The sequence below is a fragment of the Glutamicibacter endophyticus genome (assembly GCF_048457885.1).
GTDB lineage: Bacteria > Actinomycetota > Actinomycetes > Actinomycetales > Micrococcaceae > Glutamicibacter > Glutamicibacter endophyticus.
Map to the genome: position 1 here is coordinate 2,257,364 of NZ_CP174200.1, position 14,455 is coordinate 2,271,818.

The following is a 14,455-nucleotide window of genomic DNA, read 5'->3' on the forward strand; positions in this document are numbered from 1 at the left end:
TACTTACCTTCGAACGACGGAACGCAGCAGGCGTAGAGCCACTGACAGCGACGCCATATCGTCGCGGGCCAGCGAGTTCACCTCGGCGAACATGCTCTCCGCACGTTCAAGGTTAGTCGCGTTCGCTTCCTCCCACTGTGCAACACGCTCGTCAATATCGGCCACGTCGGCACCGATCTCCAACACGTTGGCCGTGATGTCGATGATGGTCGTGTATAGATCGTCGCGCATCGCGCCACGAGCCAGGGCTTGCCAGCGGTCAGCACGTGGCAGCGAGGTGATGCGGTTCAGCAGGTTGTCGACGTCGAATCGTGCGAACAGTGCGTAGTAGGTCTCGGCGACCAAACGCGCCTCGAGTTCCGAACGTGTCACGTAACCGGCGATGTCCAACAAGGCGTAGGACTCGAACTGGGTAGCCCAGGTTTCGGCCAGCTGCTCGCTGACACCCTTCTCGAGGGCCTCGGCCCGCCACTGCTGGAAACGCTCCTGGTCGACGCCGCGCAACAGGGTCGGCAGTTGACCACGCAGGCTCGCCACCGTTGGCCCGAAGCGGTTGACGGCTTCCTCGACCAGCAGCTGCTCGTCGACGTGGTTAATGAACCAGCGCGTTGCACGGTCCAGCAGACGGCGCAGGTCGTGATGCTGCTGACCCCAGTGATCCAGGTCGGTGCCGGCCGGCTGTTCGTTAATCATGGCGAACTGCTTGTCGAATCCGTAGATCTCGCGCAGGGCGCAGAACACCTTGGCAATCTGAACTTCGCTGGCGCCGGTCTCTTCCATTGCACGGAAAATGTAGGTGATGCCGCCGATGTTCACGACTTCGTTGGCGACGACGGTGGCAATGATCTCCCGGCGCAACGGATGCGACTGGATATCGTCGCCAAAACGCTCGACCAGTTCCTGCGGGAAGTAGCGGCGCAAGGTGGCGGCGAAGTACGGGTCGTCGGCCATATCCGAATCGGCGAGGGCCCCTGCCAACTGGATCTTGGCGTAGGCGGCCAGCACCGACAGTTCCGGTGCCGTCATCGGCTCACCGTTGGTGCGACGTTCTTCCAACTGCTCCGCGGTAGGCAGGAATTCCAACTCGCGGTTCAGATCAGCATGCTCCTCAAGCCACTGCATCAAGCGCTCATAGGCCGGGGCCCACGTGAGTGCCGCGTGCTTCTCGTTGACGAGCAATACGTTCTGATCGGCGTTGGTGCGCAACACCAAATCGCCAACGGTGTCGGTCATCTTCAAGAGGAATTCGGCGCGATGCTCGGGGGCGATGGCACCGGCCTTGACCTGACGGTCCACGAAGATCTTGATGTTCACTTCGCGGTCCGAGGTGTCCACACCGGCGGAGTTATCGATCGCGTCGGTGTTGAGCAACACGCCGTGGCGGGCGGCCTCGATACGGCCAAGCTGGGTCATACCCAAGTTGCCGCCTTCGCCGATGACCTTGGCCCGGACCTGCTTGCCATCCACACGGATGGCGTCGTTGGCGCGGTCGCCGACTTGCGAGTGGGTCTCGACGCTGGACTTGATGTAGGTACCGATACCGCCGTTGTAGAGCAGGTCAACATCGGCCGCGAGAATTGCCTTGAGCAACTCATTCGGGCTGAGTTTCACGACATTGGCGTCCAGGCCCAGAGCTTCGCGCACCTCGGCGCTAATCGGCACGGACTTCAGGCTGCGCGAGTAGACACCGCCACCGGCCGAGATGAGTTCCTTGTTGTAGTCAGCCCAGGAAGAGCGCGGCAGATCATACAACCGCTGACGTTCGGCAAAGGAAACCTCGGGATCCGGATTCGGATCCAAGAAGATATCGCGGTGGTCGAATGCCGCGACCAGCTTCACGGTCTTGGTGCGCAGCAGGCCATTGCCGAAGACGTCGCCGGACATGTCACCGATACCCACGGCGGTGAATTCTTCACGCTGGGTGTCGAGGCCAAGTTCGAAGAAGTGACGCTTCACGGACTCCCAGGCGCCGCGGGCGGTAATACCCATGGCCTTGTGGTCGTAACCTACCGAGCCGCCCGAGGCGAATGCGTCGCCCAACCAGTGATGCTTCTCCTCCGAAATGGAGTTGGCGATATCGGAGAAGCTCGCCGTACCCTTATCGGCTGCGACCACCAAGTAGGAGTCGTCGCCGTCACGGCGCACCACATCCACCGGCGGAACGGTGCGTTCGCCGGACTCATCGGTGATGACATTGTCGGTCAGATCCAGCAGGGTGCGGATGAAGACGCGGTATGCGCCCTTGCCTTCTTCCATCCAAGCACCACGGTCAACGGCCGGGTTGGGCAGCTGCTTGGCAAAGAATCCGCCCTTGGCGCCGGTAGGAACAATCACCGAGTTCTTGACCATCTGAGCCTTGACCAGACCCAGAACTTCGGTGCGGAAATCCTCTCGACGGTCCGACCAGCGCAAGCCACCACGGGCGACCGCGCCGAAACGGAAGTGCACGCCTTCGACGCGTGGCGAGTACACCCACAGTTCATGCATGGGGCGTGGGAACGGCGCGAAGTCAATCTCGCGCGGAGCCAGCTTGAAGCCCAGGGCCTGCTTGGCGGCGTAGTAGTTGGTTCGCTTCGTTGCTTCGATAACCTTCACGATGCGACGCAGCAAGGTATCGGCGTCGAGGGTCGGCACGGACTCGAGGGCCTCACGAATCTGCTCGTGCGCGAGATCGCGTGCGGTCGCGGACTCCTCCGGGCTCAGGGCCGGGTCGAAGGTCGCGTGGAAGAGGTTCACAATGCCGTGGGTGACCGCGGCGTTGGCGACCAGCGTGTCGGCGATGAACACCGTGGAGTTCGGCACGCCAAGCTGAAGCAGGTAGTGGGTGTAGGCGCGCAACATGGCAACTTCCTGCCATGACAAGCCTTCACGCAGGACCAGTGCGTTGAGCTTATCCGACTCGGCGTCCTGGTTGACGACCGCGGTGTAGGCGGCAGCAACCTTTTCCTGCACCGAGGCGAAGTCCATGCGCTCATCGAGCTTCAGGCCCATGTCGTAGATGTAACGCTGTCCGACGCCGGCCGGATTCAGTTCGTAGGGGCGCTCGTCGACAACGTCGAGCCCCAGATCCTGCAATACCGGCAGGATGCGTGAAAGCAGCAGCGGCTCGTCGACAAAGATCTTCATGCGCACCGAGACGAGCGAGTCTTCATCGGCGGACGGCGTGTAGAAGGAGACGACCGGGCCCTTGCGTTCAGGCTGTTCGAGCTCGCTGAGCAGGTCGATATCTTCCAGCGCGTCCTGGATATCGAACTGCACCTTGTAGGAGGCGGGGAAAGCCTCAGACCACGTGCTGGAAACTCGACGTGCCGTCGTGGTTTCCATGCTTTCGCGTGCGGTGTCGGTGATCGCTTCGCCCCAAGAGCGAACGGCCTTGGCGATCTTGTCTTCGAGGCTCAGCCGGTCAACCACCGGGGCCTGACCGTGCTTTTGCAGGCGCAGGCGGTAGAACAGGCGTACCAGTGAGCCGGTGCCCAGCTGAAGCTCGTACTCCTTGAACTCAGGATTGAAGCTCTCTTCAAGGACCTCTTCGACACGGTAGCGGATCTCCGTGGAGAAACGATCACGCGGAATGAAGATCATTGCGGTGACGAATCGGCCATAGTCCTCGGTACGCAGGAAGACCGAGGTGCGACGACGCTCCTGCAGACGCAAGATACCCAGCGCGATGTTGGTCAGATCCTCTACGGAAATCTGGAACAGCTCGTCACGCGGGTAGGACTCGAGAATGGTGACAATGTCTTTACCCGAGTGGGAATCCGAGGCGAAACCTGTATTGCGCAGTACCGCTTCAACCTTTTCGCGCACGACCGGGATGCTCTTGACACTGGAGGTGTACACCGTCGAAGAGAACAGGCCGATGAAGCGACGCTCGCCGTTGACTTCGCCATTGGCGTCGAAGCTCTTGATACCTACGTAGTCCAGGTACACGCCACGGTGCACGGTCGAACGCGTATTGGCCTTGGTCAGCACCAGTGCGCGCTTTTCTCGAGCGGTGGCTCGGCCGCGCTTGGTCAGGTGCAGCACACCGGGGTCTCCGGATTCGCGCATCAATCCCAGCCCGCTGTCCTCGCGGGCGCGCAGGACGTCCTCGCCGTGCTCGGTGACCAGATCGTATTCGCGGTAGCCGAGGAACGTGAATCGTCCGTCGGTCATCCAGTTCAGCAGCTCAACGGCTTGGTCAAGATCCGGGATTTCTTTGCTACCAACGGTCTGCTCGAGGGTCGCGGCAACCTCGTGGGCGCGATCGAGCATGGCCGGCCAGTCTTCGACCGAGACGCGTACGTCTGCAAGAACCTTCTGCAGTCCCTCAACGATGGTCTTGGCCATCTCATCGCTGATCTCCGTGGCCAGTTCCACCGAAATCCAGGACTCCACCTTGGTGTTCGAGTTGGGATTCAGTAGTCCGCTGAGATCAGAGTGCGCGGCGGTGTCGCCGCTAGCGATCAGTTGGGTACCGGTGCTTTTCAGGGACTTGATATCGCCCTGTTCCAAATCACGTGAGACCACGAAAGTTGGGTGTACCACGAGCTGGATTGGCGCTTCGAGACGCACCAGTTCGCTGGTAACCGAATCAACCAGGAAGGGCATATCGTCGGTGACAATATGCACCACCGACAACCCGTCGTTCCGGGTAACCGCGACATTCGCGGTTTCTGGCTCACGGCTAAATCCAACCTCTAGGTGAGCCGCCACCCGAGATTCGAGTTCGTCGGGCGAATAGGCCGCAACGTCCTCTCGCGCGATTTGGCCATAGTACTCGCTCACCAGTTGTGGGGTGAGAGTCGCATCCATGAATGATTCAGACATGCTGGATTCCGACGAGTTCAACTGAACGCCTCCAAGAATGAAGTTCAACGTATCCGCATCTTTGCGGATGTCCGGTAGCACAACCCTATCGCGTTTGACCGTCGATAGTTCACTTACGTGCGCCGAGCAACAATCGACCTCGGCCATGCCTGGATTTTCCCCCAGAATGGCCAAGAATCGCTCGAATTTCGCGGCGCAACGAACACCGTGGAGAGATCTCCAACAGCGGGCTCCCAGCCAACACTGCCGCATCGCAAACGGTAGCGTCATTGGGCAAATAGCCAATCACCGGGTGCATCGGACCAAAGCGCTGCCAAGCCTCCGCAAGCCTTCGTTGCGGACTCGCACCCACCCCGGCGGCACTGACCTTATTGAACAAGATCTTCACCGGTGCCCCGGGGACTTGCTCGTCGAGTTCATCGAGTGCGCGGATGGCCCGAGGCACGCCAATACTGTCGGCCGCGACAACCATAACGACCTCGTCGGCGATACGCATGAGCTCCAGCGAGACGCCATTTCGTTGCGGAGCGTGCGTGTCGAAACTCAATTGCTCATCGGTCTCAATACAGGATGAGAGATCGACCACGACACGGTCGAATCGTTGCCGCAACAAGGTCACCGCCTTGCGCAAGGCGCTTGGGCGAACCTCGGGCCAGCGACTTGCCCGGGGAATGCCGGTTGCGACGCTCAAATTGGCATCACCCACACGAACATTGAGGCACTGCGCTTCCATGCGCAGAGCGTCGGCGCCCACACCGTCTACGGCTCGGCACAGTTGCACCACGGCAGCGGATTCCTCCATGAGCCCCAGCAGAGACGCAATTGAAGCAGCATAGGTATCGGCGTCAATGAGCACAACCGACTCCCCCGCGTTGGCCGCCTCCGCCGCATAGTTCAACGAAACGGTGCTGCGCCCGGGTGCGCCGGGCGCTCCCCAGAAGCAAACTACGCGACCGTTCTGTCCGGTCTGCCCTGCTCCCACATCTGGCACATCAGGGAAGTCCAACTTCTCCAGGGCATCGGTAATTCCCGCTTCCAACACTTCGGCGGCGGCATCGGGTGAAAATCGGACGATGTCCTCGGCGAGCGCACGCTCGTCATCGTCCTCGACGAGGACTGCCAAGATGACACGCTGGGCGACGACCAAATCGATTTGCTCAGGCGATGGCATCAGGCTTGTCTGGGCTACGAGAAGGACACTGGCACCGCCCGCCGCGCACAGGGCAACGGCTTCGCTCATCTCTTCGCAGACGCGTGTGACAACCAGCTCTCCGCGGTGACCCTCGATGCGCCGGATTAGCAGCTCGTCCCCACCAAGCACGACTACCGGGATACTCATGAACGTTCCCCTAGCGGGTTATAAACCACGATAATTCGTGATTCGTTAGCCAGCGCCTGCAGTAGCGCGTCGAGATAATCCGGTTCCACGAGTAGCTCGAGATTCGTGCCGCCCTGTCCAACGAGCCCGCCGTCGCGGGCAGTCCGTCGGGACACCTCGATCATTTCAGCTAGGCGGGTGGGTGAGTTAAACCCTTGACCACGCTCGGCCTTCTCCGCGATCCACACATCAACGAAGCTTCCCGCGGTAATGGCCGGACTCAGGTCGAGGGGCTGGTCTACATTGATCGGACGCCGCGAGCCCAGTTCGCTGCGTGCCACCGCATTGCGTGGGATCAGTTGCCCTGCGGCGATAAATCCATTGGACCGTACGCCTTCGAGCAGTTTCGGATCGGCGGGCAAGTAGTTCTGCGTCAGCTCTCCTAGGCGGACTTCTTCCGTTCGAAGATTGTCGGTGCTGAGCTCCTCGCCCAAGGTGATATTTCGCGTACTGACGTAGACGCCGGTAGTGCTGTTGAGCTCCTCGATCAAAACCACGGTGCCGGCGGTTGACGCCACGACAAGGACGATGCCGAGGGCCAAGCGGGGGTCTTTCCAGGTGGGCCGTTTATGCCGCACCGCGGTACGTGACGAAAGTCCATCACCGGGTTGCTCGCTGCCCATGGTGGCCTCCTGAAGCGTGAACGTCAGTTTCAGTTATAGTTCGTGAGCCTACGACACCAAGCGTGAGCTGTGAAGATCCACTTTCGGGTTGTTGATTAATCCCAGTCTGTGGCCACGACCCAACCGAGATTCGCCGTCGGCAGCAAATACTGATGGTCGGGACGATCCGAACGGGGAAATTCTCCGAGCGGGTGCGCATGAAGTTCCACAAAGTCTGCGCCAACTTGTATCAGGCGCCCGCTTCCAAGGTGTGTGCCATCGCAGGCGTGCAGTTGCACGTGCGAGCGGTCGCGAAGTGCGGCCCGCAAGACGGCGTTGAGCGAAACTCGCGAGGCCTCACCCCGGCGAAGCATCCGCGAGCTGGTGCGGATAAAGCGCAACGCCGCAAAGGTTACGACGTAGAGCTTTCCCACGCAGTCGAGACTCAAGTAGCCATCACCGACCGTAAGGAGTCGGCCGCGGCAATCCCCGACCGTTGGCAACTCGAGGACTACTTGCTGCCCTACCGCCCAGAGAAGCCGCTCGGTCAACGTCTGACGTGCCTTCTCCACACGTAGCCCCTCGGCGACCTCTTGGCGGGCATCCTCGGCTAGTTGAGCTTCGAACTGAGTCTCGAGGTCTTCGAACAATTTCTCCCAACGCATGTGCTCACTGTACGAGTTCAACAAATAATCCCCAAGAGGTTCACACCAACGAACTTAAGTGACACAATGATGCTCAACTTTCATCAACTAGCATCAAATGGAAGTAGATGAGTAGTAATGACAGTCAAGCTAGCAAAAGCGGCGCTCGGTGTCGGCATCGCTTTCATAGCCGCGCTCACCCTGCGGCAGTGCCTACGTCACCGAGACCTGCTCCTGGTGGACCTGTCCCCGCTCGCCAATGATGCACAACGCCTGGCGATTGCGGCCATGCTCATGCTGGCAGGGCTGTATGGGGCCGCGATTCTTACTGTGCGTCTGGCCCTGCTGGCGGCGCGTCGCGGACACGCTCTCGGACTACGGCTTTGCTACAGCATCGCGCCTCGCACCGTGCGCACCCTACTCGGTTCGGCCCTTACTGGATCACTCTTGCTCACCGCCCTACCCGCTAGCCAACCCGGCGCGTGGGGGCTGTCCCCGCAGAGCGAAGTGACCCTAGTTTCGGGAGAGACCACAACCAGTCGTGGAATCGACAGACTCGCGGCGCCGAACGAAACGCTTGAGGCTCCGAGTCCGCAATGGCTTCCTCACCGAGTGTCGGTGCCCATTAGCCGGCTGATTTCGGAGGCTCCACAAGCGAAGAAGCGGTCAGCGGAACCCCCAGAAACGGTCGTTGTTGCCGGCGACTCGCTGTGGAGCATTGCCGCTAAGCACCTTGGCGCGCAGGCCACGGTCGCAGATATTGCCGCGTACTGGCCACAGATTTATCGCACCAATCGAGACCGCATTGGCACCGACCCCGATGTACTGCGCATCGGCACCACGCTCCAACTCCCCACCCCAACTACGATCAAGGAGTCAGGCCATGACCATCACTAGCGAAGCGCCTACCGTGCCAGCGGCATCCTCGACACTGATAGCCGATGAACATTCTGCGCCCGTCGCCGGCGAATCGCCGACACATCTGGTCCGCTCACTCAACCACATTTTTCGACGTCCCGATACGCTCGAATCCGACCACATCCGCGTGGTCAAACTGGTCCACGCCATTTCACGTGCCGTCTTCGAAATCCTCGCTGGCTATCGATCTCTGCAACAGTTGGCCTTCGCCGTGGAACCCACCTGCGTGGAAAAACTACGCCACCAACGAATTCTGCAATGTGCAGATCATGCGGGCGCGGCGGACTTTTGCCACTGCGCAATACGCTCGGTACACCTCTCGCGCAACTCGGCCGACGCTTTTGAATGCACGAGCATTCTGGCCTTTAAAGACCGCGTCCGTGCCGTAGCGCTCCGGGTGGAGCGCTGGCACGGACGCTGGCAAGTAACTAGCCTTGAAGTTCTCTAGCGCTTCTTGCTCTTCTTCTTACCCTTGGTCTTTGCAGGCTTTTCCGAGGCAGCCTGCTGGCGGGTGACACTTGCCTGTCCGTCTTCGTCGGGACCGGTAAACTGCAGGTTCTGCGGCTTCGCCGGAGCCTGCACCGGGGCGCTCTGTGCCTCCGCATCCGGAATCTCCAGATTGAACAGGGTGCCAATGCTCTCCTCGCGGATGGACTCCATCATCGCCTGGAACATGTTGTAACCCTCGCGCTGGTACTCCACCAGCGGATCACGCTGCGCCATGGCTCGAAGGCCGATACCTTCCTTGAGGTAGTCCATTTCGTACAGGTGTTCCTGCCACTTACGACCAATGGTTGAGAGCACCACACGACGCTCTAGATCGCGCATGGTTCCAGCGCCAACGGCTGCCTCGCGGGCGCGGTATTGGTGTTGTGCGTCGGAATGAATTTCGCGTTCAAGGAACTCGGCGGTCAAGTGTGCCTTACCACCGGCTTCCTCGATGACCTCGTCAATGGACAAGGAGATCGGGTAGAGCTGCTTGAAATTCGTCCACAGCTGCTTCAGATCCCACTCATCCGGGTTACCGATCGCGGTAGCCTCGACCACCATGGCCTTGACCACGTCTTCAAGGAAGTGCTCGACCTTCTCGTGGATGTCATCGCCCTCAAGAATGGAACGACGATCATCGTAAATAGCCTGACGCTGACGGTTCATCACGTCGTCGTACTTGAGCACATTCTTACGCTGTTCGGCGTTGACGCCTTCAACCTGTGCCTGCGCCGACTCGATGGCCTTTGAAACCATCTTCGATTCCAGGGCCACGTCGTCGGGCATCGTCGGGTTGTTCATGATGCGTTCGGCCAGTGCCGAGTTGAAACGGCGCATCAGGTCATCGGTCATCGAAAGGTAGAAGCGCGATTCACCCGGGTCACCCTGACGGCCGGCACGACCACGGAGCTGGTTATCGATACGCCGCGACTCGTGACGCTCGGTACCCAGTACATACAGGCCGCCAAGCTCGGCGACTTCCTTGGCTTCGGCTGCGACGGTGTTCTTCGCATTAGCAAAGACCTCGTCCCACTGCTTTTCGTACTCTTCTGTGTTGTTCTCGGGATCCAGGCCGCGGCGTTCCATTTCGGCGACGGCCAAGAACTCGGCGTTACCACCGAGCATAATATCGGTACCACGACCGGCCATATTGGTAGCCACGGTGACCGCACCCTTACGACCGGCCATCGCGACCACGGCGGCCTCTCGAGCGTGCTGCTTTGCGTTGAGCACCTCATGTCGGATGCCCTTTTTCGCGAGCAGTCGGGAGAGGTATTCGCTCTTCTCCACGCTGGTGGTACCCACCAGAATTGGCTGTCCGGTCTTGTGGCGCTCGGCAATATCCTCAACGACCGCGTCAAACTTCGCAATTTCGTTCTTGTAGATCAAGTCCGACTGATCTTGGCGGATCGCCGGCTTATTCGTAGGAATCTCGACAACGCCAAGCTGGTAGGTCCCCATGAACTCGGCGGCCTCGGTCTGCGCGGTACCGGTCATGCCCGAGATCTTGTCGTACATGCGGAAGTAGTTCTGCAGGGTAATGGTGGCCAGCGTCTGGTTTTCGGCCTTAATCTCGACGCCTTCCTTGGCTTCGATGGCCTGGTGCATACCCTCCGAGTAGCGACGTCCCTGCAACGCACGGCCGGTGTGCTCATCGACGATCATGACCTCGCCGTTCACAACGACGTAGTCCTTATCCTTCTTGAACAGTTCCTTGGCCTTGATGGCGTTGTTCAAGAAACCAATCAGCGGGGTGTTGTTGGACTCGTAGAGGTTATCGATCCCGAGGTGGTCCTCGACCTTTTCGATACCTTCCTCGAGGACACCGACGGTGCGCTTCTTCTCGTCGACCTCGTAGTCTTCATCTCGCTTCAGCCGATTCACGATCTTGGAGAATTCGGTGTACCAGCGGTTCACATCCCCCGAGGCCTGTCCGGAGATGATCAGAGGCGTACGTGCTTCATCGATCAGGATCGAGTCGACCTCATCGACGATGACAAAGTTGTGCCCGCGCTGAACCAACTCATCTCGGCTCCACGCCATGTTGTCGCGCAGGTAGTCGAAGCCAAATTCGTTGTTCGTACCGTAGGTGATGTCCGCGGCGTACTGCTTGCGACGCGCGGCCGGGTCCATGTTGGCCAAGATACAACCGGTGGTCAGACCCAGAAAGCGGAACACACGACCCATAAGGTCCGACTGGTACTCGGCCAAGAAGTCGTTAACGGTCACCACGTGAACGCCCTTGCCGGTGAGCGCGTTTAGATAAGCCGGCGCGGTGGCGACCAGAGTTTTACCTTCACCAGTTCGCATTTCGGCGATGTTGCCCATGTGGAGTGCCGCTCCACCCATGAGCTGGACGTCGAAGTGACGCATGCCCAGCACACGATCGGCCGCCTCACGGACAGTGGCGAATGCCTCGGGCAAGAGCGAATCTAGCGACTCACCATTGGCCAGGCGTTCCTTGAACTTCTGGGTTTCATTCTTCAGCTCGGCATCGGAGAGCTGCCGGAATTCCTCGTCCAGCGTATTGATGGTGTCGGCATAGGCCCGCAGCTTCTTGAGGGTCTTTTTGTCGCCGGTCCGAAGAATTCGTTCAAGCAGTGATGCCACGTGGTTGCTCCCATTATCTAAAGCGCAGGAAATCTGGCCAAATACAGTCTACGTGAGGATTACTCGCCCTTCGGCGATTTAGTTCGTGCGTCAGCCATTCGCGGAATAATATCGACTGACCATCAGCTGTTTCACAGCCGATGTTCGACGCGGTCCAAGCTCAGCCAACGCGCCATCTCGTTCAATTCATCAAGCAACAGACTCCGATGCGTGCCGTCATCCTCCCCTTCCGGATGATAGGACTGCACCCGAAGACAACCTGCCGCTCGGTCGGCTTTTAGGTCGACGCGACCAATGAATCGATCGCCGCGCAGGATCGGAAAAACATAATATCCGTATCGACGTTGCGCCTGTGGCACGTAAATTTCGACGCGGTAATCAAAGCCGAAGAATTTCGCTAACCTGCGTCGATTGATAATCATCGGGTCGAAGGGCGAGAGTAGCCGGAGCTGATCATCGATTTTTCTGGGGATACGCGTTTCCGGCAACAGATACACCGCCTCCGCAATATCCGCCACGCTCGCTAGCACAACGGATCCCTCATCCACCATGCTGCGAAGCACCTGGCGCACAGGTTGCACCGGAAGCCGAAAATAGTCGGCGACGCAGTGCGCTGTCCCGAGCCCTTGGGCTTGCAGCGACGCGATCACGAGCCGACGTAACGCAATCTCCGACTCCTCGGCTTCCAGTGGCCGTCCGATCACGTGCTCGGCTAAGGCGAAGCGACGTTCAAAGTGCTGGTTTCGCCCGAGCGACAAGATCTTTCCCCGCGCGAACAGCGACTCGGTAATAACCTTGGTCTCGTTCCAGTTCCATCCCCAGTGTTCGCGGTCCGTCGTGGCCGGAACCTCCAAGGCCTTACTGATCTCCCGTGCCGTAACGCCCGGTCTCTGCTTCAAATAAGAGAGGATCGCGTCGCTGAGCTGGTGCTGCGAATCGGTGAAGTGTTCCGAACGGTCCACCCAACGTCGGCGCTGCCAAGGGATCAAACTCGGCACAAGCTCGGCGCAAAGGTAGCTGGCCTCATGCCCCCAGTATTCGGTGACCGTCGAGCGAGGCGAAGAAACCAGACGATCCAGTAGCGCAGTGTCGTAATGGCCAAGACGCGCAAAGTACGCAAGGTAGTGTGCCCGCTGCACGACGTTTATTGAGTCGATCTGCACCTGCGCTAAAGACGCGTGTAGCCGACTCAGTGCACGTTGAGTTACCGGTTTCCCGGGTTTGCCACGGGCCAATGATTGAGCGGCCAACGCCACCCGACGAGCCTGCATAAGGCTCAGGTGGCGTTGGCCGCTCACGGTCGTACTGCTAATGACTAACCTTCCGTTGATGCGACGGTGTCTCGGTAACCGCGCGTCTCAATTGGCAGTTCATCTCCGTCACCCAGCGATGGGTCCAGGGTGATGACGCCGTAGTTGTAAGTTTGGCGATGGTAAACCACCGAGTGCGCACCCGTGGCTTCATCGATGAACAGGTAGAAGGGATGTCCCACCAGTTCCATGCGGTCCACGGCGTCGTCGATGCTCATCACCTCGGCAGGGAAGACCTTGCGACGAATGACCACCGGCGAATACTCCGGTTCCTGCGCATTTTCAGCGGCTTCGGCTTCGGCCTGTGCCTTCAGGGTCTGTTCGGCAAGGGTTTCGCCGGTAGCGGCTGGCGGCAGCAAGCTCGTGGCTTCGTGTACGGCAATCGGCGCGTGGTTGCCGCGGTGGACCTTGCGCTTGTCGCGTGCCTTACGCAGGCGTTCGAGGAGCTTTGCGAACGCCGTGTCGAAGGCTGCAAACTTATCGGCCCCGCGTGCTTCGGCGCGTATCGCCGGCCCGCGTCCAACAACGGTCAATTCAACGGCCAGAGCGTCGCTCTGGTTGCGTGCGTGGCTTTCCTTGACGACCTTCACGTCGATGCGCTGGATCTTAGTGGCCAGTTGTTCGACTTTGGCGATCTTCTCGTCCACGTACTCGCGGAATCGATCCGAAACGGTGATGTTTCGTCCGCTGTAGTTCAGCTCCATGGTGTCCTCCAAAATAGAGTCGGGTGACACAACAATCTGAAGTTTCTGCTGTCTTCAGGTTGAAGATGGGCCTTCGCTGCATCTGTGATGCAACCCATACTTCACCATATGCCAGTTCTGTAAAGATGCAACTGAAAACGCCGTAGATTTCTTATCGCGTATAGCGAACTGTACTAGTGCACCTCGTGATCCGGGGCCGGCGTCAACGCCAAGACAACCGCACCTACCACGCGGTAGCCAGCGACTTGGCAAGCGGAGACCGCCTGCTTCATGGTGTGGCCGGTGGTCAGTACGTCATCGACGAGGATCACCGCCGGTGCGGGGCATGCCGGAGGTTCGGCACGAAACTTCCCGTAGCCCTGTCTACGTCCTTGAGCCGTGCGTCCCTTCTGGGCTCCGCCGAATTGCCCATGGACGGTATAACGCAAGATTGGTCGCACCCGAGTATGCGCAGGCATCCATCCCTGCTGGACAACGAAACGCAAAATATCGTGCACCGGGCAAAAACCGCGGCGTGAACGTGCCCTGACCGAAGTGGGCATCGGCACCACGAGCAGATCACCGCCAGGCCCATATCTCGTGGACATCATCTCGAGGGCTACCCCCATGGCGGGACCGAACGCAGAGCGCAAAAAGTAACGTTGGCGATTCTTGTAGGCCAGGATCGCCCGGGCCAGCGCATGGGTGTAGACACCGCAACCCAGTACCGGAATGTCCTCGGGTAGATCGGGCAGGGTGAGGCTACTGTACACAGGCTCCCCGGTGCGCAGCCCTGAAAATTCTTCACGAAGTTCTTGGGCGCACTGGGCGCATAGTCGGTCCCCCGCTCGACTGCACAGCGCGCAACTGGCCGGAACCCAGAGGTCGGCAACTTCCTGTCCGGCCCGTACCAGGGTGCGGGTGAGCCGGGCATGCCACAAGTTGTCGAGAAACACTAGCCAACGATGCGCCATGCCATCAGCATGACGCGACTCGACGGCACCCTGCGCGG

General features: G+C 59.7%; 10 protein-coding genes. 2 read left to right on the forward strand and 8 right to left on the reverse strand.

Annotation, left to right across the window (positions count from 1 at the left end; genetic code table 11):
- Nucleotides 1–3 precede the first annotated feature (3 nt).
- From ACJD00_RS10495 to ACJD00_RS10510, 4 genes are all read right to left on the reverse strand, one after another.
- Nucleotides 4–4,809, reverse strand: coding sequence for an NAD-glutamate dehydrogenase (locus ACJD00_RS10495; protein WP_418906961.1), 4,806 nt, complete (start codon nt 4,807–4,809; stop codon nt 4–6).
- Nucleotides 4,810–4,918: 109 nt separating this feature from the next.
- Nucleotides 4,919–6,148, reverse strand: a complete 1,230-nt coding sequence (locus ACJD00_RS10500) for an AAA family ATPase (protein WP_418906962.1) — start codon at nt 6,146–6,148, stop codon at nt 4,919–4,921.
- Nucleotides 6,145–6,810 (reverse strand): SAF domain-containing protein, encoded by a 666-nt coding sequence (locus ACJD00_RS10505; protein WP_418906963.1) that lies wholly within the window; start codon nt 6,808–6,810, stop codon nt 6,145–6,147. The genes ACJD00_RS10500 and ACJD00_RS10505 overlap by 4 nt, the downstream gene beginning before the upstream one ends.
- Before the next feature lie 95 nt (nt 6,811–6,905).
- Complete coding sequence (locus ACJD00_RS10510; RefSeq protein WP_418906964.1) at nt 6,906–7,454, reverse strand: hypothetical protein; 549 nt, start codon at nt 7,452–7,454, stop codon at nt 6,906–6,908.
- A gap of 117 nt (nt 7,455–7,571) precedes the next feature.
- Here ACJD00_RS10510 and ACJD00_RS10515 point away from each other — a divergent pair, with 117 nt between their 5' ends.
- A complete protein-coding gene (locus ACJD00_RS10515; protein ID WP_418906965.1) occupies nt 7,572–8,330 on the forward strand; it encodes a LysM peptidoglycan-binding domain-containing protein in 759 nt (252 codons plus the stop codon).
- Nucleotides 8,317–8,799, forward strand: a complete 483-nt coding sequence (locus tag ACJD00_RS10520) for an Rv3235 family protein (RefSeq protein ID WP_418906966.1) — start codon at nt 8,317–8,319, stop codon at nt 8,797–8,799. Before ACJD00_RS10515 ends, ACJD00_RS10520 begins: the two co-directional genes overlap by 14 nt.
- Here ACJD00_RS10520 and secA read toward each other — a convergent pair.
- The 4 genes from secA to ACJD00_RS10540 all read right to left on the reverse strand — a co-directional run bounded on the left by secA (nt 8,796) and on the right by ACJD00_RS10540 (nt 14,417).
- The gene (secA, locus tag ACJD00_RS10525) at nt 8,796–11,450 is read right to left on the reverse strand and encodes a preprotein translocase subunit SecA (RefSeq protein ID WP_418906967.1); all 2,655 of its coding nucleotides are present in this window, start codon (nt 11,448–11,450) and stop codon (nt 8,796–8,798) included. The genes ACJD00_RS10520 and secA overlap by 4 nt on opposite strands.
- Nucleotides 11,451–11,581: 131 nt before the next feature.
- Entirely contained in the window at nt 11,582–12,748 is a 1,167-nt protein-coding gene (locus ACJD00_RS10530; RefSeq protein WP_418906968.1) for a winged helix-turn-helix domain-containing protein, read from the reverse strand.
- A 17-nt stretch (nt 12,749–12,765) separates the two neighbouring features.
- Entirely contained in the window at nt 12,766–13,464 is a 699-nt protein-coding gene (gene hpf, locus ACJD00_RS10535; protein WP_309406513.1) for a ribosome hibernation-promoting factor, HPF/YfiA family, read from the reverse strand.
- Nucleotides 13,465–13,637: 173 nt separating this feature from the next.
- The gene (locus tag ACJD00_RS10540; RefSeq protein ID WP_418906969.1) at nt 13,638–14,417 is read right to left on the reverse strand and encodes a ComF family protein; all 780 of its coding nucleotides are present in this window, start codon (nt 14,415–14,417) and stop codon (nt 13,638–13,640) included.
- Nucleotides 14,418–14,455: the final 38 nt, after the last annotated feature.

Bases quoted from the DNA above. Each gene is read 5' to 3' on its own strand.
- ACJD00_RS10505 (WP_418906963.1), bottom strand. From the start codon at position 6,810: ATGGGCAGCGAGCAACCCGGTGATGGACTTTCGTCACGTACCGCGGTG.
- ACJD00_RS10520 (WP_418906966.1), top strand. From the start codon at position 8,317: ATGACCATCACTAGCGAAGCGCCTACCGTGCCAGCGGCATCCTCGACA.
- ACJD00_RS10495 (WP_418906961.1), bottom strand. From the start codon at position 4,809: ATGTCTGAATCATTCATGGATGCGACTCTCACCCCACAACTGGTGAGC.
- ACJD00_RS10500 (WP_418906962.1), bottom strand. From the start codon at position 6,148: ATGAGTATCCCGGTAGTCGTGCTTGGTGGGGACGAGCTGCTAATCCGG.
- ACJD00_RS10540 (WP_418906969.1), bottom strand. From the start codon at position 14,417: ATGGCGCATCGTTGGCTAGTGTTTCTCGACAACTTGTGGCATGCCCGG.
- ACJD00_RS10515 (WP_418906965.1), top strand. From the start codon at position 7,572: ATGACAGTCAAGCTAGCAAAAGCGGCGCTCGGTGTCGGCATCGCTTTC.
- hpf (WP_309406513.1), bottom strand. From the start codon at position 13,464: ATGGAGCTGAACTACAGCGGACGAAACATCACCGTTTCGGATCGATTC.
- ACJD00_RS10510 (WP_418906964.1), bottom strand. From the start codon at position 7,454: ATGCGTTGGGAGAAATTGTTCGAAGACCTCGAGACTCAGTTCGAAGCT.